General features: G+C 61.8%; 12 protein-coding genes. 7 read left to right on the forward strand and 5 right to left on the reverse strand.

The window, feature by feature from the left end; translation table 11 throughout:
* Positions 1 to 431 precede the first annotated feature (431 nt).
* The 3 genes from ACTHNE_RS16235 to ACTHNE_RS16245 form a co-directional block, all read right to left on the reverse strand.
* On the reverse strand, positions 432 to 1,253 hold the full coding sequence (locus ACTHNE_RS16235; RefSeq protein WP_324938940.1) for a hypothetical protein: 822 nt from the start codon (positions 1,251 to 1,253) through the stop codon (positions 432 to 434).
* 156 nt (positions 1,254 to 1,409) lie between these two features.
* Positions 1,410 to 2,789, reverse strand: a complete 1,380-nt coding sequence (locus ACTHNE_RS16240; protein ID WP_440269791.1) for an FAD-containing oxidoreductase — start codon at positions 2,787 to 2,789, stop codon at positions 1,410 to 1,412.
* Positions 2,786 to 3,142, reverse strand: a complete 357-nt coding sequence (locus ACTHNE_RS16245; RefSeq protein WP_440269792.1) for a hypothetical protein — start codon at positions 3,140 to 3,142, stop codon at positions 2,786 to 2,788. Before ACTHNE_RS16245 ends, ACTHNE_RS16240 begins: the two co-directional genes overlap by 4 nt.
* 32 nt (positions 3,143 to 3,174) lie before the next feature.
* Between ACTHNE_RS16245 and ACTHNE_RS16250 the strand changes: the two genes are divergently transcribed.
* The 3 genes from ACTHNE_RS16250 (at position 3,175) to ACTHNE_RS16260 (ending at position 7,878) form a co-directional block, all read left to right on the forward strand.
* Positions 3,175 to 5,403 carry a hypothetical protein gene (locus tag ACTHNE_RS16250; RefSeq protein ID WP_440269793.1) on the forward strand — a complete coding sequence of 743 codons (2,229 nt, stop codon included), beginning with the start codon at positions 3,175 to 3,177 and terminating at the stop codon, positions 5,401 to 5,403.
* A 136-nt stretch (positions 5,404 to 5,539) separates the two neighbouring features.
* A complete protein-coding gene (locus ACTHNE_RS16255; protein ID WP_440269794.1) occupies positions 5,540 to 6,901 on the forward strand; it encodes a glycoside hydrolase family 27 protein in 1,362 nt (453 codons plus the stop codon).
* A 488-nt stretch (positions 6,902 to 7,389) separates the two neighbouring features.
* Entirely contained in the window at positions 7,390 to 7,878 is a 489-nt protein-coding gene (locus tag ACTHNE_RS16260) for a hypothetical protein (protein WP_440269795.1), read from the forward strand.
* A 127-nt stretch (positions 7,879 to 8,005) separates the two neighbouring features.
* Here ACTHNE_RS16260 and ACTHNE_RS16265 read toward each other — a convergent pair whose 3' ends face one another.
* Positions 8,006 to 9,127 (reverse strand): hypothetical protein, encoded by a 1,122-nt coding sequence (locus ACTHNE_RS16265; protein WP_440269796.1) that lies wholly within the window; start codon positions 9,125 to 9,127, stop codon positions 8,006 to 8,008.
* 471 nt (positions 9,128 to 9,598) lie between these two features.
* On the opposite strand from ACTHNE_RS16265, the gene ACTHNE_RS16270 reads away from it, so the two are divergent.
* From ACTHNE_RS16270 to tssA, 4 genes are all read left to right on the forward strand, one after another.
* Complete coding sequence (locus ACTHNE_RS16270) at positions 9,599 to 10,819, forward strand: HAMP domain-containing protein (protein ID WP_440269797.1); 1,221 nt, start codon at positions 9,599 to 9,601, stop codon at positions 10,817 to 10,819.
* Positions 10,816 to 14,436 carry a HAMP domain-containing protein gene (locus ACTHNE_RS16275; RefSeq protein WP_440269798.1) on the forward strand — a complete coding sequence of 1,207 codons (3,621 nt, stop codon included), beginning with the start codon at positions 10,816 to 10,818 and terminating at the stop codon, positions 14,434 to 14,436. The genes ACTHNE_RS16270 and ACTHNE_RS16275 overlap by 4 nt, the downstream gene beginning before the upstream one ends.
* A complete protein-coding gene (locus ACTHNE_RS16280; RefSeq protein ID WP_440269799.1) occupies positions 14,433 to 16,490 on the forward strand; it encodes a response regulator in 2,058 nt (685 codons plus the stop codon). The genes ACTHNE_RS16275 and ACTHNE_RS16280 overlap by 4 nt, the downstream gene beginning before the upstream one ends.
* A 112-nt stretch (positions 16,491 to 16,602) precedes the next feature.
* Complete coding sequence (tssA, locus tag ACTHNE_RS16285; RefSeq protein ID WP_440269800.1) at positions 16,603 to 17,637, forward strand: type VI secretion system protein TssA; 1,035 nt, start codon at positions 16,603 to 16,605, stop codon at positions 17,635 to 17,637.
* 149 nt (positions 17,638 to 17,786) lie between these two features.
* Here tssA and ACTHNE_RS16290 read toward each other — a convergent pair whose 3' ends face one another.
* A complete protein-coding gene (locus ACTHNE_RS16290) occupies positions 17,787 to 18,770 on the reverse strand; it encodes a helix-turn-helix transcriptional regulator (RefSeq protein WP_440269801.1) in 984 nt (327 codons plus the stop codon).
* Between the last annotated feature and the right edge of the window lie 454 nt (positions 18,771 to 19,224).

Consider the following 19,224-nt stretch of genomic DNA (forward strand, 5'->3'; position numbering starts at 1 on the left):
ATCCAGTCAAGAATGACGTGCGAAGCACACGATGCGAGAGGTTTTGTGTGCTTTGCACGGTGTACTTAAGGCAACACTGATCAAGTATCGCCGTCGTCACCAGGCCTGTCTGTTCGCAGGCCACAGGGCCGTCGGCGAAGGCAGACTGGCCGTCTATCGAGACGGGTACCTGCGGCATGTGGACAGACAGGGCTGGCCCCACAGGTTGAATTTGAATGAGGGGGTGATGTCTGGAAGGCCCGCAGGCTGCGCCGCGCGGCTTGGCAAGACGGCCAGTCTTCCCGGCGCCACGCAGCGCACCCTGCGAGCCTTCCAGACATCATGACGACGGCGATACTTGATCAGTGTTGCCTTAAACTGGATTCCGGCGTTCGCCGGAATGACGACAAGGTGAAGCCATACCCTACGGCGGATTTTGCGCCACCCAAGCCCTATGCAGGCTTCTCCCCCGTCCCACGAAGATTGGTGACTTTCCCAAGCAACCCGAACCAGAACGGCGCGCCGAACAACGAGGAACTCGCGGTGATCAACCAACCGGGAATCATGTAGATCACATCGAGATAACGCGAAGGCGGATGACCCCAGCCGATCGGCAATTGATCGAGCATCGACAAGGCGTCGTGCGCATTCGGCCCTGGCGGTGGCACTGGCAGATGCAGCATGCCCGCGGCGGACATCGCCCAAAGCTTGGTCAACACATAGCTGGCATCGATATTGAAGGCGATGGTCAATGCCAGTGCGAAAACGAACGCCCAGAATTGCGCCTGCCGCTTGTACGCGCCGGAGATGCGCTCCATGCCCGAATCGAACCATTGCGCGATCTGCACTTCGAATGCCGCCACGTCGCCGGCGGCACGGTCGTACATGCTGCACAGGCACAGGCGAACCTGCGGATCGGAAATCGATTCAAGCACCGGTCGCAGGTTGGCGAACGCAATCTGCCCGCGTTGCAGTGTATCCACCAGTGCGCGCGCGAAGTTCAGCGGTTTGATGTACGACGGCGCCACTTTCAAGGACAGCTCGTCGAGATTTTTCGCGCGCCCGTCACCGCGCGGATTGACCAACGCGTGATTGTAGATATCCAGCACCAGCGGATGCCCGTTCAGGAGCTGCGCGATGCCGGCCAGCAAGGTTCTTGCGCGCAGCCGGAAGATGGAGGCCGCCGCCTCCTGGATGCTGCTGGCGATCAGCGCCACCGAACCGAAGCAAACGATCATGCCGATGGCGACCTCAAGCACCGTGCTGCCGAACATGGCTCCCCTCCGTGATTTTCCCTGGGGCGGATCATATGCCAGGAAGCTTCCCGCAGGTGGAGCTGAGGCATAGCCGAACCCCAACGTCGCCATGCCGCATTCCGATGTTGGGGTTCGCCCCGGATCAAGTCCGGGGCTCAGCCCAACCTACGGGTATTACGAGGCGTGATGCAGATCCTGCAGCACCGTGGGCAACAATTCCGCGACGGTGGGATGGATGTGCATGGCGTGAGTGACGGTGCGATACGGCGCCTTGGCGTACATCACATCCAACAGGCTGTGGATGACTTCGTCGCCGTTGACGCCGAGGATGGCGGCGCCAAGCAGTTGCTGCGTGTCGGCATCCACGATCACTTTCATGAAACCCAACGTTTCGCCGCGCTCCACCGCACGCCCGACGCGCGTCATCGGCCGCACGCCGACCTCGATCTTGCGCCCTTGTTTTCGCGCCTCCTGCTCGGTGAGCCCGATGCGCGCCAGCGGTGGATCGATATACAGCGCATAGGCATTGATGCGATCGGAAATGCGTCGCGGCTCGCCGTCCAGCACGTTGGCGGCGACGATCTCGAAATCGTTGTACGAGGTATGCGTGAACGCGCCCTTGCCGTTGCAATCGCCGAGCGCCCAGATGCCCTTCATATTGGTGCGGCATTGATCGTCGACGGTGATGTAGCCGCGCTCGTCGGTGGCGACGCCGGCGTTCTGCAAGCCCAGATCGTCGGTATTGGGTCGCCGGCCGACCGCCAGCAGGACGTGCGTGCCGTGTACTTCCAGCCGCGGATCGGCGCACCTGGCCACCACGCGCACGTCGTCTTCCTTGCCATGTACTTCAATGCATTCGGCTGAAAGGTGGAACGCGATGCCTTCCTTGCGCAGGATATCGACCACCGCGGCGGATACTTCGGGATCCTCGCGCGGCAGCAGGCGATCGCCGCGCTCGACGATGGTCACTTCCGAACCGAAGCGCCGGAACATCTGCCCGAACTCCAGCCCGATATAGCTGCCGCCGATGATCACCAGGTGCCGGGGCAATTCGCGCAGCGCCAGGATGCTGGTGTTGGTCAGGTAGGGCACCGTATCGATGCCGGGAAAATCAGGCACGATCGCGCGTCCTCCGACATTGATGAAAAACTCGTCGGCCTCGATCAATGCATCGCCCAAGCGCACGCTGCGCGGCGATTCGAACACGGCCTGTCCGCGCAGCAGGGACACGTTCTGCATGCCATCGAGCCACTTCTGAACGCTGCTGCGCGACTGGCCGGAGATGCCCTGCGTGCGTTCCCACACGCGCTGCATGTCCACGCGAACCTCGCTCTGGACGAGCACGCCGTAATCGCTTGCACGCCGCCCCATCTGCGCGACATAAGCGCTGGCCACCATCGCCTTGGTGGGAATGCAACCGGTGTTGACGCAGGTGCCGCCCACCAGCTTGCGTTCGATCACCGCCACCTTGCGGCCGGATTTGCCCAGGCGCTCTGCCAGTGGTGGCCCGGCCTGCCCTGCCCCGATGACCACTGCATCGAATCGCTGATTCATGCCGCTTCCAATCGCTGGCTTGAGAAGTGCGCAGTGTGTAGCAGCAGTGAAGAAGAAATTGTTAATGCGGCCAAGGCAAGTGCGAAGGCGACGACGGTCACATCCTGCTCATGCTTGACCCATAAATCACTCAGACCATCTTGCGATTTTCCTTTGTGTGCCGCACCAGATCCTTGAAAGACATCATGCATCGTGGTCTTGTCCCTAACCGGGCAAGGAAGCCTAAAAAAATTTGAGGCGTCCCTTGCCATCGGCTTCAGCAAGCGGATATCGGAAGAGCTTTTTCGGGTGCGATGAAAAACGAGGACGCCGTTGACCAGGCATGGGGTTGCTTGCGATGGCGCGTTCTGCACATCAGCTGCACAGCCAACCTGGAGAGGGGATCATGACCAAGACGTTACGCCGGGCCATCGCCAAAGGGCTCGCCTATGGCGCGTTTGCCGTACTCGCTGCATCACCTGTCGCAAACCTTGCGGCACAAACCACACCGTCGTACAGCTGGCAGAACGTGCGCATCGTCGCCGGCGGCTATGTCGACGGCATCATTGCGCATCCCGCGAAGCCTGGACTGTTCTATGCGCGCACCGACGTCGGTGGTGCCTATCGCTACAACTCCACCACCGGCAAATGGATACCGTTGAACGATTGGGTATCGCCGGCCAATTCGCAATGGATGGGCGTGGAAAGCATTGCCGTCGATCCGAACAACGCGAACATGCTGTTCATGGTCACGGGACTGTATACGCCATCCTGGGGCGCCAACGGCGCAGTGCTGGTGTCCTCCGACCAGGGCAAAACCTTTACGCCGCATCCGTTGAGTTTTCGCACCGGCGGCAACGAGGATGGACGCAACGCCGGCGAGCGCCTGCAGGTGGATCCCAACCTGGGCTCGGTGTTGTTCTACGGCACCATGAACGATTCTTCGCAGCCCAGCACCAATGGCCTATGGAAAAGCACCGATCGAGGCGCGAGCTGGAGCAAGGTGAGCGGCTTCAACGCGCTGTCCAGCGATGGCACCGGTGCGGGCGTGGCCTTCGTCGCGTTCTACAAACCCTCGGGCGTCAAGGGTTCGCCCACCAAGACGATCTTTGCCGGCGTATCCACCAGCACGGCCACGGCGACGCTCTACAAGAGCACCGATGGTGGCGTGACCTGGGCAGCGGTGAGCGGAGGCCCCACCGGCCTGATGCCGCAGCGCGGAGTGATCGGGCCGGACGGCAACATGTACATCACCTACGGCAATGCGCCCGGCCCCAACGGCATGACGGCCGGGCAGGTGTGGAAGTACAGCATCGGCCTCAACACCTGGCAGAACATCACGCCGCCGGACAAATACAACTATCCGTCCGGCTTCAGCGGCGTGGCGATCGATCCGGCCAAGCCCGGCACCGTGGTGGTGATGACGATGGACCACTGGTGGCCGAGCGACACCATGTATCGCAGCACCAACGGCGGTACGAGCTGGGTGGACGTAGGCGCCACCGCCACGCGCGATTCGAGCCTGTCGCCCTGGATGACGCAGGGCCAGTCGCAGGCGGGGTTCGGTAACTGGGGCGAAGTGGTGATCGATCCGTTCAACTCCGCGCATGCCATGTACGGTTGGGGCGGCGGCATCTGGGCAACCAACAACCTCACTGCGATCGACAACGGACAGCCGACCAACTGGACCGTCGGCGCCGACGGCATCGAGGAAACCGCGGTGATCGGGCTGATTTCTCCCACCTCAGGCGCGCATCTGGTCAGCGCACTCGGTGACGTCTGCGGCTTCGTGCACACCAGCCTTACCACCGCGCCGACGACGCAGAACAACAATCCCATCTGCTCCAACGGCACCGGGCTGGATTTCGCCAAGAGTCTCCCATCGAAGATCGTGCGCGTCGGCACCGGCGGCAACAATGTGTTCGGCGCGGTATCGACCAATGGCGGCAGCAGCTGGACGCCGTTCGCCAACCAGGCCGGTTCCAGCAGCGGTGGCGGCACCGTGGCGATGTCCGCCGACGGCGGCACCATCGTGTGGGCGCCGACGGATGTCACGCCCGCCTACTCCACCGACAACGGCACTACCTGGACCAAGCTCACTGCATTGCCCACCGGTGTACAGGTGGTATCCGATGGCGCCAACGGCAATCTGTTCTATGCGTGGAATCCGTCCACCGGCACGTTCTACAGCAGCTCCGACAAGGGCGTGACCTGGTACGCCACCACCAGCAGCCTGCCGCAGATCGCTTCGTGGCAGCACAGCCAGGTGAGTACGGTGACCGGTGTGCAAGGCGACATCTGGCTCGCCACGCCCTCGGGCCTGTATCGCAGCACCAACTCCGGCTGGACCTGGAATACCTTCGACGCTTCCACCGTCACCTCGGCCACCTCGGTCGGCTTCGGCAAGGCGGCGACCGGCGCGTTCTATCCTGCTATTTATCTGTCGGGCACGGTGAACGGCAGCGCCGCCTTGTTCCGCTCCACCGATGCGGGCAGCACGTGGGTACAGATCAACGATGCGGCCCATCAATGGGGTGGTGTCTCGCTGGTGGTGGGCGATCCGCGTACCTTCGGCACCGTGTATCTCGGTACGAGCGCCGGTCGTGGCGTGATTTACGGCACGTCGAGCAATTGATGTGTTGCTTGCTCCCTCCCCTGCTTGCAGGGGAGGGATTGCCTGAGTTTCGAAGTATTTGCTAACACCTCATCGTCATTCCGGCGAACGCCGGAATGACGATGAAGCATGATTTGTCATCAACGTAAGGATTCCCATGCCGCACTGGCTACGACGCACGCTTCTACTTTCCACCTTGCTACTCGCCGCCACGGCGTCCGCACAGGACATCGCACCCACGCCGCCCATGGGTTGGAACAGCTGGGACGCCTACGGCCTCACCATCGACGAAGCCGACTTCAAGGCCAACGTGACCGAACTCACCAAGCTGCACGCTTACGGCTGGACGTACGCCGTGATCGACGAAGGCTGGTACATGGGCAATCCCTTCGGCGACAAGCTGGCGCATCGGGATTACGCGATGGATGCGCACGGTTTATCGATTCCCGCACTCAAGCGCTTTCCTTCCTCCACCGGCGAGCAAGGCTTCAAGCCGCTGGCCGATTGGGTGCACGCGCAAGGATTGAAATTCGGTATCCACATCGTGCGCGGCATTCCCAAGCAGGCGGTGGACGCGAACCTGCCGATCGCCGGTTCATCGTTCCACGCCGTCGACGCAGCCGATACCGCCGACACCTGCGCATGGGACGACGGCACCTATGGCGTGCGCGACAACGCCGCCGGCCAGGCCTATTACGACTCCATGCTCGCCCTGTATGCGCGCTGGGGCGTGGACTTTCTCAAGGTCGATTGCATTGCCGATCATCCGTACAAGATCACCGAGATTCGCCAGATCGACGCGGCCATCAATAAAACCGGCCGACCGATCGTGCTGAGCCTGTCGCCGGGACCGACGCAGCTTGCGCATGCCGCCGAAATTCGCCAGTACGGCCAGATGTGGCGCATCTCCAACGACGTCTGGGACGGCTGGACGTTCAAGCACGAACATCCAAACGACGATTTCCCGCAGGGCGTGCGCAACATCTTCGATCACCTGCAGGCCTGGGCTGGCCAGGCCCACGGCGGCCGCTGGCCCGACGCCGACATGCTGCCGTTCGGCATGCTGGCCCCGCATCCTGGCTGGGGCGAACCACGCAAGTCGCGTTTGAGCCTGGAAGAGCAACGCACGCAACTCACCTTGCTGGCGATTGCGCGCTCGCCGCTGATTCTGGGCGCCAATCTGACCAAGCTCGATCAAGCGACGCGTGCATTGCTTACCAATAAGGACATCATCGCGGTCGACCAGAACAGCCACGACAATCATCCCATCACCGAGCTGCCGGCAGGTTGGGAACAAGCGCGCGTATGGGCTGCAACCGGTCCATCGGGGCAGCGCTACCTTGCCGTGTTCAATCTCGATGACAAGCCGCTTACGCTGGCCTCGGGATGGGACAAGCTGGGTTTGCCCGCAGGACATCACGCCGCCCGCGAGCTTTGGAGCGGCCGGCGTTTGTCGGCATCCGATCGATTGAGCGTGGTTTTGCCTGCACATGGCTGCGTGATCTACGCAATCGATTAAAGCGGCAAAACCGTCGAAAACTCGCGTAGGTTGGGGTGCGAACCCCAACATCGCCCATGCATGTATGGAACACACGATGTTGGGGTTGCACCCCAACCTACGCGAGTGCGATTGCCGCCTGGCCGAGAAATCATGCCGCGATAGCTATAAACATGGTATGCAATTTCCGAATTGCCATCGGTTGACGTCTACGTCCGCTTGACGCTTTCGTCACGCGCTCTAGTCGACGCTTTCGCCGCGCTTTCACGCCAGGCGATGGGGATTCCGGCTCTGCCGGCGCGGCAACAAGCCTTGGCGTGCACTGAAAACTTGCCGGTGACTAGCACAAGCGTCCCAAACCTAAATGGGACGCACATATCACGCGGGTGTTCACTGCTGACAAGCACGGGGCGCGTCTACGCCCCGTCCAGTTGCTTTGCGTAACCACCTACTTGAGGAGGCGAAGTGCTATGAAAGCATCCGTCAAACGCATCGTATTCGCTGCAGTCATGAGCATTACCACACTTTCAGTGATGGGCTGCAGCAACACCGTAACCATTCATTACGATCAGGCAGCAACCTGCTACCTGTTTGATAGCAATCCAACCGGCCAGCCACATACGACCACTTCATCCAGTAATGGATTGTTCGTGATCTACAAGATCACATCGATCGACAACACCAGCTCCGGCGCCAAGGATTTCAACTTCAATCCGAGCAAGGTGTACAACGGGAATCAGAGTCTCGCCAACAATCAATCGTTCGACTATTTACTGCAATTGGCACAGCCACATACCGTAGCCAAGGGCACGACGGGCACCAACCTGGGCAAGCTCGTTATCGATACCACGGCAGATCCCAAGACGGACCAGAAAGCGGATTTTCCGCTTCGCTACAACAGCGGCTCGGGTGAAAGCGTACTGCTCGTCAGAGACAACCCGAATACGCCACCACCCTTCCTGGATCCATGCTCACCGAGCAACATCAACAGTCTGTAGTGGCGCGCGGGTTCGGCTGAGGCGCGGTCGAACTCCAATGCCATGACATGCACATGGCAACGTTGGGTTTCGCCCCGGATCGAGTCCGGGGCTCTACCCAGCCTTACGGGTAGATCGGCGCGTAACGTCAATGACGCAATATGGCGATGACGATTTCCACCACGATCAACACGATGATCGCCACTTCCAGCAACTCCGCGCGCTTGCCGGATGCTTCCTCGTAAAGCGCGGCGTAGGTGTCGCGGATGATCGCCAGCTTGCGGTCCACCGCGTCGCTGACGCGACTGACGCGAAACAGGTCCAGCGCCGATGCATAGACGCGGGCGAGGTAGACATCTTCGGTAACCTGCAATGCGTTGTCGACCTTTTCGGTGATCTCGGTGACTTCCGCCACCAGCTTGTACAGGCCGCGCGCCAGGTCGGCGAAGCGGCGCGAGGCCAGCGGGTTGCTGGCGTGATGGGCGGCCTCGACCATGTCGTACATGCGTGGCAGTTCGGCATCGAGCAGTTCGTCGTAAAAGCGCATCTCCAGCAATTGCGCATTGGCGACCTCGAGAATGTCCACCACGTCCGAATCGCCGCGCGGCTCGTAGATGAAGGCGCGATCCCAGGTCAATACGACCAGGTCATCGGCGTAGTAGGAAAAGCGATGCTGCAGCAGGTCCCTGCGCGCCTGCTCGGACAGCGCGCGCTGTTCGCCCGATAGCAACGGAACCAGATCGATCTGTTCGTGCAACGTGGGCACAGGCACCGTTTCTTCGAAGGCGTGCACGATGCCGAGCAGGTAATCCTCGTGCAGCGACGCGGCGCTGGGTTTGGACAAGGCGGGCAGTAGCGCGGTGCGCAGTTGCTGCAGCAATTGCTCCCAGACAGGGCTGTCGGCGCCGGGGCCCAGCAATGCGTCGACGGCATTCACCCGTTGCGAAAACGCATCCCAGTCGCAGGCCGTGACCGGGATGCGCACCGAAAAAGCCACCGCGCCGAAGTCGTACAGCCTGGCCGTGACCTCGGCGCGACACGCCTGCCCCTGCAGCGGCAGTTCCAGCGGATCGAGTTTCAACAGTACCGGCGGAACGCCAAAAGCTACCGCCTTGGGAGGTGTGCTGCCGAGCTTGCTACGCGTGCTGGTCGAGCGTCGCTGTTGTTCCCACAGCACTTGCGCATTCGACAGGTCGATGGCATCGGCGATGTCGATCAGATGCATCGCAACCACGGCGGCCGATCGGACAGTTGGTTGTTCGAAGGGCATGCGCAGGCGCCGGGCAACGGACAGCGCTCATTCAACCCTTTAATGGTTCGTGGATGCAAGGAAAGCGCGAGCATTTCTGATCAGCGTCAATGCGATTGACAGTTCCCTTCCCCGCATGCAGGGGAGGGAACGCATTCGGCAAGCCAACACCCAACACTCGGGATCGATTGCCTGCCTTCCGCGTTAAGATCCCGAATGCGGCCGCTTCACGCGTCCTACACAATTGCCGCCTCCACATGCCGCTCACCTGAAAACTACCTGACGCGTACTGAAATTAGCCGCGGTTTTTACGACGCCGGACCCTGTTTGGCGATAGCCAGCCACGTCAAGACTACGTAGCATGGCGTGACTACGCTTTCTGTACAAATCGGCCTGTCATGTATATGCAAGCCGAAACTGTCGCATCAAAAACTGGCCACCATCCCTCGGTTAAGGATTGCCGATTTTCAAGGCTTTGATCACGAGGCTTGCATGAACGCCGATACCTGGGAAACGCTCGAACGCCGTCAAGTCATCGCCGCCCTGCGCAGCTTTCGACGCGGCGATTTCCATGTGCGTCTGCCGGAAGATCTGCCAGGCCAGGATGGCGAACTGGCGCAGTTGTTCAATGAAGTGGTGAACCTCAACCAGCAGATGACGGCAGAGCTCGAGCGCCTGTCGCGTGTGGTAGGCAAGGAAGGCAAGATCACCCAGCGTGGACGCGTAAAGGCCGCCACCGGCGGCTGGGAAAGCGCGATCCACGCAGTGAACGAATTGATCGAGGACATGGTCCAGCCAACCGCTGAAGTGGCGCGCGTGATCGGCGCGGTGGCCAAGGGCGATCTCTCGCAATCGATGACGGTGGAGATCGACGGACGCCCGTTGCGCGGCGAGTTCCTGCGCATCGGCAAAGTGGTCAACACCATGGTGGAGCAGCTCGCCTCGTTCGCCTCCGAAGTGACGCGCGTGGCGCGCGAAGTGGGCACCGAAGGCAAGCTCGGTGGACAGGCGACGGTGCGCGGCGTGGCCGGCACCTGGAAAGACCTGACCGACAACGTCAATGCCATGGCCACCAACCTCACCGGCCAGGTGCGCAACATCGCCGAAGTCACCACCGCGGTCGCATCGGGCGACCTTTCCAAGAAGATCACCGTGGAGGTGAAAGGCGAAATATTGGAGTTGAAGAACACCATCAACACCATGGTGGACCAGCTCAACTCTTTTGCCTCCGAAGTGACGCGCGTGGCGCGCGAAGTGGGTACCGAGGGCAAGCTCGGCGGCCAGGCGCGGGTGGAAGGCGTGGCCGGCACCTGGAAAGACCTGACCGACAACGTCAACCTGATGGCCGACAACCTCACTGGCCAGGTGCGCAATATCGCCGAGGTGACCACCGCGGTCGCATCCGGCGACTTGTCCAAGAAGATCACGGTGGACGTCAAGGGTGAAATCCTGGAGCTGAAGAACACCATCAACGTGATGGTGGACCAGCTCAACGGTTTTGCCTCCGAAGTGACGCGCGTGGCGCGCGAAGTGGGCACCGAAGGCAAGCTCGGCGGCCAGGCGCGCGTGCCCGGCGTGGCCGGCACCTGGAAAGACCTGACCGACAACGTGAACCTGATGGCCGACAACCTCACCGGCCAGGTGCGCAACATCGCCGAAGTCACCACCGCGGTCGCATCGGGCGACTTGTCAAGAAGATCACGGTGGACGTGAAAGGCGAAATCCTGGAGCTGAAGAACACCATCAACACCATGGTCGACCAGCTCAACTCCTTCGCTTCGGAAGTGACGCGCGTAGCGCGCGAAGTGGGTTCCGAAGGCAAGCTCGGCGGCCAGGCAACAGTGCGCGGCGTGGGCGGCACGTGGAAGGATCTCACCGACAACGTCAACGCCATGGCCACCAACCTCACCGGCCAGGTGCGCAACATCGCCGACGTCACCACCGCGGTGGCGCGTGGTGACTTGTCCAAGAAGATCACGGTGGACGTAAAGGGCGAAATCCTGGAGTTGAAGATCACCATCAACACCATGGTGGACCAGCTCAACTCCTTCGCCTCGGAAGTGAGCCGCGTGGCGCGCGAAGTGGGCTCCGAAGGCAAGCTCGGCGGCCAGGCGCAAGTGATCGGCGTGGGCGGCACCTGGAAAGACCTTACCGACAACGTCAACGCGATGGCCGCCAACCTTACCGGCCAGGTGCGCAACATCGCCGAGGTGACCACGGCGGTGGCGCGCGGCGACTTGTCCAAGAAGATCACGGTGGATGTCAAAGGCGAAATCCTGGAGCTGAAGAACACCATCAACACCATGGTGGACCAGCTCAACTCCTTCGCCTCCGAAGTGACGCGCGTGGCGCGCGAAGTGGGCACCGAAGGCAAGCTCGGCGGCCAGGCGCAGGTGCCCGGCGTAGGCGGCACCTGGAAGGATCTCACCGACAACGTCAACCTGATGGCCACCAACCTCACCAACCAGGTGCGCGGCATCGCCGAGGTGGTGACCGCGGTGGCGCAAGGCAACTTGAAGCGCAAGCTCACGGTGGATGCCAAGGGCGAGATCGCCGCGCTGGCCGACACCTTCAACGGCATGATCGAAACGCTGGCCACCTTCGCCGACCAGGTCACCAATATGGCGCGCGAAGTAGGCATCGAAGGCAAGCTCGGCGGCCAGGCGCGCGTGCCCGGCGCGGCCGGTTTGTGGCGCGACCTTACCGACAACGTGAATCAGCTCGCCGCCAATCTCACCAACCAGGTGCGCTCGATCGCCGATGTGGCCACCGCCGTGACCAAGGGCGACCTCTCGCGTTCGATCGCGGTGGAAGCCTCGGGTGAAATGGCGTCGCTGAAAGACAACATCAACGAGATGATCCGCAACCTCAAGGATCAGACGCTGAAGAACGCCGAACAGGACTGGCTCAAAACCAACCTCGCCCGGTTCTCGCGCATGCTGCAGGGCGAGCGCGACCTGGCCACGGTGTCCAACCTGATCATGTCGGAGCTGGCGCCGCTGGTGAATGCGCAGTTCGGCGTGTTCTACGTCACCCGCCGCGAAGAAGACGAAACGGTGCTGGAGCTGGTCGCCAGCTACGGCGGCCGGGATACCTTGAGCCCCACCTTCAAGTTGCGCGAAGGCCTGATCGGCCAATGTGCCGCCGACAAGCGCGCGATCCTGCTTTCCGATGTGCCCAGCGATTTCCTCCGTATCAGTTCCGGCCTCGGCCACGCGGCGCCGGTCAACATCGCCATTCTCCCTGCCCTGTTCGAGAACGATGTGAAAGCCGTGATCGAGCTGGCTTCGTTCAGCCGCTTCAACGAAACGCACCAGAGCTTCCTCGACCAGCTGATGGAATCGGTCGGCATCGTGCTCAACACGATCGCCGCCACCATGCGTACCGAAGGCCTGCTCAAGCAGTCGCAGCTGCTTACCCAGGAACTGCAGGCGCGCCAGACCGAGCTCACCACCAAACAAGAAGAGTTGCACACCACCAACGAGGAATTGCAGGAAAAGGCGCAACTGCTGGAAAACGAAAAGAAGCAGGTGGAAGCCAAGAATTTCGAGATCGACCTTGCGCGCCGCGCGGTGGAAGAAAAGGCCGAGCAACTCGCGCTCACCTCCAAATACAAATCCGAGTTCCTGGCCAACATGAGCCACGAGCTGCGCACGCCGCTGAACTCGCTGCTGATTCTTTCCCGCCTGCTGGCCGACAACCAGCAAGGCAACCTCAATGAAAAGCAGGTCGAATTCGCGCGCACCATCCATTCGGCCGGCTCGGACCTGCTCAACTTGATCAATGACATCCTGGACCTTTCCAAGATCGAGTCGGGCACGGTGTCGATCGAGATCGGCGACATGTCGATGAACAGCCTCAAACAGCATATGGAGCGCACGTTCCGCCAGCTCGCCGCCGACAAGAACCTGGATTTCAAGGTCGATTTCGGCGCCACCCTGCCGGGGTCCATCCGCACCGACGAAAAGCGGCTGCAGCAGATCGTGCTCAACCTGCTTTCCAATGCGTTCAAGTTCACCTCGCAAGGCAGCGTCACGCTGGCGGTGACCCGCGCGGAAAGCGGCTGGAGCACCAATCATCCGGTATTGCGCGACGTGGAATGCGCGATCGAAATCGCGGTGATGGACACCGGCATCGGCATCCCGAAGGACAAGCAGAAGCTGATCTTCGAAGCCTTCCAGCAGGCCGACGGCACCACCAGCCGCAAATACGGTGGCACGGGGCTTGGCCTGTCGATCAGCCGCGAAATCGCACGGTTGCTGGGCGGTGAATTGCAGGTGCGCTCCACGCCAGGACAAGGTTCCACCTTCACGCTGTTCGTTCCGATGGAACTGGTATCGCACGCAGCGCCTTTGCCCGGCGCCAGCGCGGCACGCTACGACAACAGCGGCGCGATGGTGCCCACCGCACTGCCCGCGCCGATGGAAGTCAACGACGACCGCGATGCACTGGACCACTCCCCGTTCGTGCTGATCGTGGAGGACGACCCCACCTTCGCGTCGATCCTGCTCGACATCGCGCACGACGTCGGCATGAAGGGCGTGGTGTCCACCGCGGGGGCCGGCACCCTGGCGCTGGCACGCAAGCTTTGCCCGCATGCGATCACGCTTGATCTTGGCCTGTCGGATATCGATGGCTTCGTGCTGCTGGATCTGCTCAAGCACGATCCGAGCACCGCGCACGTGCCGGTGCATATCATTTCGGGCGCCGAGAACCTGGATGGCGAGCAGTCGCTCGCCGGCCACGAGGTAACGGAAAAGCCGGCCACGATGGAACGCCTGACCGAGGTGTTCACCGACCTCGCGCGGCGCGCCCGCGAGACGCAAACCCTGCCCGCGCCGACGATCGTCGACAGCAACGGCGCACCGACCGGCGGGCTGCGTGCGGTGCCGGAGCTTGCCGGTGCGAAAATCCTCATCGTCGACGACGACATCCGCAATATCTATTCGCTCACCAGCGTGCTGGAAAGCTACAACGTGGATGTGCTGCACGCCGAAGCCGGGCGCGACGGCATCCGCATCCTGCAGCAGACGCCGGACATCGACCTAGCCTTGATCGACATCATGATGCCGGAGATGGACGGCTACGAAACCATGCAGCAGATCCGCGCGCAATCGGAACTCGCTGGCGTGCCGCTGATCGCCGTCACCGCCAAGGCGATGAAGGGGGACCGCCAGAAATGCCTGGATGCAGGAGCCTCCGACTACATCGCCAAGCCGGTCGACATCGAACTGCTGCTGGCCCTGCTGCGCGTATGGGTGACCCGCGCGCGCGAACGCACGACCCTGTTCGCGCGCACGCTGGAACCGGCATTGGAGAGCCACCCATGACATCCGACGTACTTGCGCATGGCATGCTGACCACGCACAGCCAGATGCTCTCTTCCCGTGCCCGCATTCTGATCATCGACGATGACGAGTTGAACCTGCACGCCATCAAGACCGTGCTGGAAGACATCGCCGATGTGGTGCTGGCCAGCTCTGGCGAGGAAGCGCTACGGCACCTGTTGAAAGGCGAGTTCGCGGTGATCCTGCTCGACGTCTACATGCCGGGCATGGATGGCTACGAAACCGCGCAACTGATCCGCGCCCGCGAGCAGACCAAGCGCATACCGATCATTTTTCTTTCCGCCATCAACAAAGAGGTGGAGCATCTCATCCGCGGCTACGCGATGGGTGCAGTGGACTACGTGTTCAAGCCGGTCGAACCGATCGTGCTGCAGTCGAAAGTGGCGGTGTTCGTCGACCTGTTCATGATGCGGCGGGAGATCCAGCTCAAGGCCCTGCAGGAACAGCAACTGCGCGATGCCAACCTGCACGCCAACGCGGACCGCCTGCGCGCCGAGCTGGAATTGCTCAAGGCCGAACAGCGGCAGTCGGCCATCATCGAATCGCTGCCGATCGTGCTTTACCTGGAAGGCCTGGACACCTCGCCGCGCGTACCCAATTTCGTCAGCGGCAATTTCCAGGCGCTGACCGGCTTCACGCTTGAAGAAGTCGCCGCCGAACCCTCGCTTTGGATAGACCGCGTGCATCCAGATGACCTGCGGCGCGTATCGGCCGCCTTGGCCATCCGCCAGGAGGGGCACGGCTACGCGGTCGAATATCGCTGGCGCACGGCCGATGGCCAGTACCGGCATTTCCTGGACCAGGCCGTGCTGCTGCGCGATGCGCAAGGCAATCCGCTGGAATACGCCGGCACATTGCTCGACATCACCGATCGCAAGGAGCTGGAATCGCAACTGCTGCATGTGCGCAAGATGGATGCGCTGGGCCAGATCACCGGCGGCATCGCGCACGATTTCAATAACCTTCTGGGCGCCATCCTCGGCGGCCTGGAAATGCTGGAACTGCGCGTACCGATGTCGCCGGAGCAGCGCAAGCTGTTCGGCACCACGCGCCGCGCCGCCGAACAAGGCACCGCCCTGGTCACCCGCCTGCTGGCGTTTGCGCGCAAGCAGAAACTGCAACCGGCCAGCATCGACATGGCGGTGTTTTCCGCCGCCGCCACGCAACTGCTGGAACACACGCTGGGCGGCATGGTGATGGTCGAGTGGCACGTGCAGGAAGACCTGTGGCATCCCTATGCCGACGAAGGCCAGCTCGAACTCGCCCTGATGAATCTGGCGATCAACGCCCGCGACGCCATGCCCGAAGGCGGCACCATCCAGGTGGCCTGCCGCAATGCCCAGGGCGGCCGCTTTGGCCTTGCCGAAGGTGATTACGTGGTATTGGCGGTGACCGATTCGGGATGCGGCATCTCCCCGGACGATCTGGAACGGGTGACCGAACCGTTCTTCACCACCAAGTCGGTCGGCAAAGGCACCGGCCTCGGGCTCAGCATGGTCTATGGCTTCGCCCAGCAATCCGGCGGCACAGTGCGCATCCACAGCCGGCTGGGCGAAGGCACCACGGTGGAGATCTGGCTGCCGCGCGCCACCCAGCCGCCGAAAAGCACCATCGCGCCGCCGCCGGCGACGGTCGCGGGAACGCCCACCGCGGAGGCCGAGGCGCAGCATGTGCTGCTGGTCGACGACCACGACGGCGTGCGCATGACCACCACCATCCTGCTGGAAGAACTGGGCTACCGCGTCACCGCCATCCCTGACGGCGTGCAGGCAGTGAGCCTTTCGAACCAGGAGCTGGACGACGTCGATGTGCTGATCAGCGACTACGCCATGCCGCTGATGTCGGGCTCGGAAATCATCCGCCAGTTGCGCGCCAAGCGCAGCACCCTGCCCGCCATCATCATCACCGGCCACGCGGACGCGATCGCCAATATTCCCGACAGCGTACCGGTGCTCAACAAGCCCTTTACGCTGGCGCAGTTGCAGCAGGCGATTGCGTCGGTGGAGGCGCAGCACGCGGTCGCGGCGGCGCGATAACCGTGGGTTGAGTTGCAAACCCCGACATCGGAATACGTGCGTACACGGGATGTTGGGGTTTGCACCCCAACCTACGGTAGGATTCCCCCACCTCAAGGACTGCTACGCGCCTATGACCAGCCATGCTCTGGAGTCGTTGTTGTCTCCCCTCGACGGGTCCTCGCCCAGCGGGGAAAATCTTGAATATGATCCTGATTTCATGGCTCTGGAACGCCTGGCGGCGCCCAAGGTCGAGCGCGCCGTGGGCGACAGCGTCATCGCCGCCGAGGAGCCGGACTGGGACAAGGTCTCCGACCAGGCACAGGCCCTGCTGACGCGCTCCAAGGATCTTCGCGTGGCTGTGCACCTGGCCACCGCCTGGATGCGTACCACCGGCCTGCCTGGCTGGAGCAGCGGCTTGCAGCTGATCCGCAACCTGCTGGAACACTATTGGGACAACGTGCATCCCCAGTTGGATGCGGAAGACGACAACGACCCCACCGCGCGGGTCAACGCCGTGGCCGCCGTCACCGACCTGCAAGGCATGCTTGGCTTTTTCCGCACCACGCCGTTCGTGCAGTCGCCGCGGCTGGGCCGGTTCACGCTGCGCGACCTGCGCATCGCCAACGGTTCGCTCAAGGTCGCCGGCAGCGATGAAGAAAACACCGAACTGCCCGGCCTCACCCAGATCGAAGCCTGCTGCATGGATTGTGCGGAAGACCAACTGGCCGAAAACGTCGCCGCGATCAACGCCGCGTTCGACCACGTCAAAGCCATCGACGCGATCTTCAACGAGCACATCGGTACTTCCGGTCCCGACCTGAAACCGTTGCTCAGCGATATCTACGAAGTAAAGAAATTTCTCGAACCGCAGCTGGCCAAGCGCTCGCCGCAGGCGGCCGAGCTGGTGGAAAGCATCGACGGCGAAGCGTCTGCGTCACCCGCCGGCAAAGCGGCAGCGAGCGGCAGGATCGAAACGCCACAGGACGTGATCCGCCGCCTGGACGAAATCTGCGACTACTACGCCCGCTGCGAACCCTCCAGCCCGATTCCGCTGTTGTTGCGCCGTGCGCAACGACTGGTGGGTCTGAGCTTCGTCGACCTGATGAAGGATCTGGCGCCGGGCGGGATGAGCGAGTTGCAGGTGATTTCGGGGGTTGAGGAATAACGTTGGTTGCCTAGTACTGTCGTAACCGAGCGCGCTGAGTTTTGTATTGCCTCACCGTCATTCCGGCGAAGGCCGGAATGACGTAAGGCAACAAGTCGGAATGTCGCAAAAGCAGGTTCCCTTGCGTCACCGGTTCAAGCCATTCCTCATCACGACGCAAAACTACACGCACGCATCAACGTATCACTCGGGTGCTCGTCAAACGCCCGCCGATAATTGGCCGCAAAGCGCGACAGGTTCCAGATACCGCAATTCATCGCCACCGACTTCACCGACAGCCGCTGCATACCTTGTGCGGAAAGCTGGCGGCTGGCTTCGTGCAGCCGGAGCAAGGTCAGATAGCGCGTGGGCGATACGCCAAGCAGCTCATCGAACGCCAGGCGCAAGCTGCGGTCGCTGATCTGCGCGATGGCCGCAACTTCTTCCATGTAGATGTCGCGCTGCAAGTTGTCGCGCATGAACTGTACCGCCTTGCGGAAGACGGGATAATGCGCGCGGTAGGCAAACGAATACGGCGGCGCCGAGGCTGCACACGCGAACAGTGCGCGCAATCCATGTTCGTCGATCAGGAAATCCGCCGCACCGCTTTCCAGCAGCCGCGACAATCCACGCGCGTTCCCGCTCATCAGGCCATCGAACAAGATGCCGTACAAGGTGCGCCATGGCGTGCCGGCATGGCTGTCGGGATGGAACAGGGAAAACTGCCGGCCGGACTGGCCGAAGGAATCCGGATGCGCCTCGACCGTGCGCTTCACGCCACCATGCAGCGGCGCCAGCGCCATGCTGATGCGCGAGCCGGGAGCCAGCATCACCTCGCACGCGCTGCCAGGCAGCACCACCACCATCGACTCGGCGATCAGGGGCATGCCGGCGCACCAGCTTTCCGACGCGGTTTCATGCACGTAGCAGGAAAGATAATGTCCCGGCGGCGGCACGAAGCGCCCATGCGCGGCGAAATCCAGCAGCGCGCTACCGAACACGGCATGCCCGTACTCGCAACTGCTGAAGCCACCGCTCAAGCCACCTTCCTGCAAGGAAACGGCTTCGAAGCTGCACAGCTCCAGCATCCGCCGAATGACCACAATGCCAGGCAGTAGAAATTTCTGTTCGTCCACGATGGCCGTTGTCGCCATGCTGCTTTCCTCGACTCAATGATCCGGTTATTGCAAACGTGCACGCGTGATGACGCAAAACCCGCTTACCAACGGATGTGCTTGCCTTAGCTCTGCTTGCGAATACACGAAGAGCGGCCAAACGCGCCGCGTCTCGTCAAGGACCGATCGATGGAGGTTTGTAGTACGGCGTGCCATGGGCACAGGACTGCCGAACGGCAGCGTTATACGTACAACAATGCTTTGCGATAAGCATGAATGACACCCCTGTTACGACTTTTTGTCATCGCATGACGTTGGCACGCCCTTGCGATCCGTGCAGGGAATGCTGCTTCAAGGCTCACGTGCTGATGAACAGAGCCATGGCCCGATAAGGCTTATCGGGAGAATAGGTGGCATTTGAATCGAATGAAATAAGAAGAATCTCAATGTGTGTCAACGAAATGTGTAGAGCGCAATCGACACGCATAAGGCC

The organism is Dyella sp. (assembly GCF_051954575.1).
Classification (GTDB): Bacteria; Pseudomonadota; Gammaproteobacteria; order Xanthomonadales; family Rhodanobacteraceae; genus Dyella_B.

Excerpts from the sequence above, each read along its gene's own strand:
- tssA (WP_440269800.1), top strand. The coding sequence starts at position 16,603 with ATGACCAGCCATGCTCTGGAGTCGTTGTTGTCTCCCCTCGACGGGTCC.
- ACTHNE_RS16280 (WP_440269799.1), top strand. The coding sequence starts at position 14,433 with ATGACATCCGACGTACTTGCGCATGGCATGCTGACCACGCACAGCCAG.
- ACTHNE_RS16265 (WP_440269796.1), bottom strand. The coding sequence starts at position 9,127 with ATGCCCTTCGAACAACCAACTGTCCGATCGGCCGCCGTGGTTGCGATG.
- ACTHNE_RS16290 (WP_440269801.1), bottom strand. The coding sequence starts at position 18,770 with ATGGCGACAACGGCCATCGTGGACGAACAGAAATTTCTACTGCCTGGC.
- ACTHNE_RS16270 (WP_440269797.1), top strand. The coding sequence starts at position 9,599 with ATGAACGCCGATACCTGGGAAACGCTCGAACGCCGTCAAGTCATCGCC.
- ACTHNE_RS16260 (WP_440269795.1), top strand. The coding sequence starts at position 7,390 with ATGAGCATTACCACACTTTCAGTGATGGGCTGCAGCAACACCGTAACC.
- ACTHNE_RS16255 (WP_440269794.1), top strand. The coding sequence starts at position 5,540 with ATGCCGCACTGGCTACGACGCACGCTTCTACTTTCCACCTTGCTACTC.
- ACTHNE_RS16240 (WP_440269791.1), bottom strand. The coding sequence starts at position 2,789 with ATGAATCAGCGATTCGATGCAGTGGTCATCGGGGCAGGGCAGGCCGGG.
- ACTHNE_RS16235 (WP_324938940.1), bottom strand. The coding sequence starts at position 1,253 with ATGTTCGGCAGCACGGTGCTTGAGGTCGCCATCGGCATGATCGTTTGC.
- ACTHNE_RS16250 (WP_440269793.1), top strand. The coding sequence starts at position 3,175 with ATGACCAAGACGTTACGCCGGGCCATCGCCAAAGGGCTCGCCTATGGC.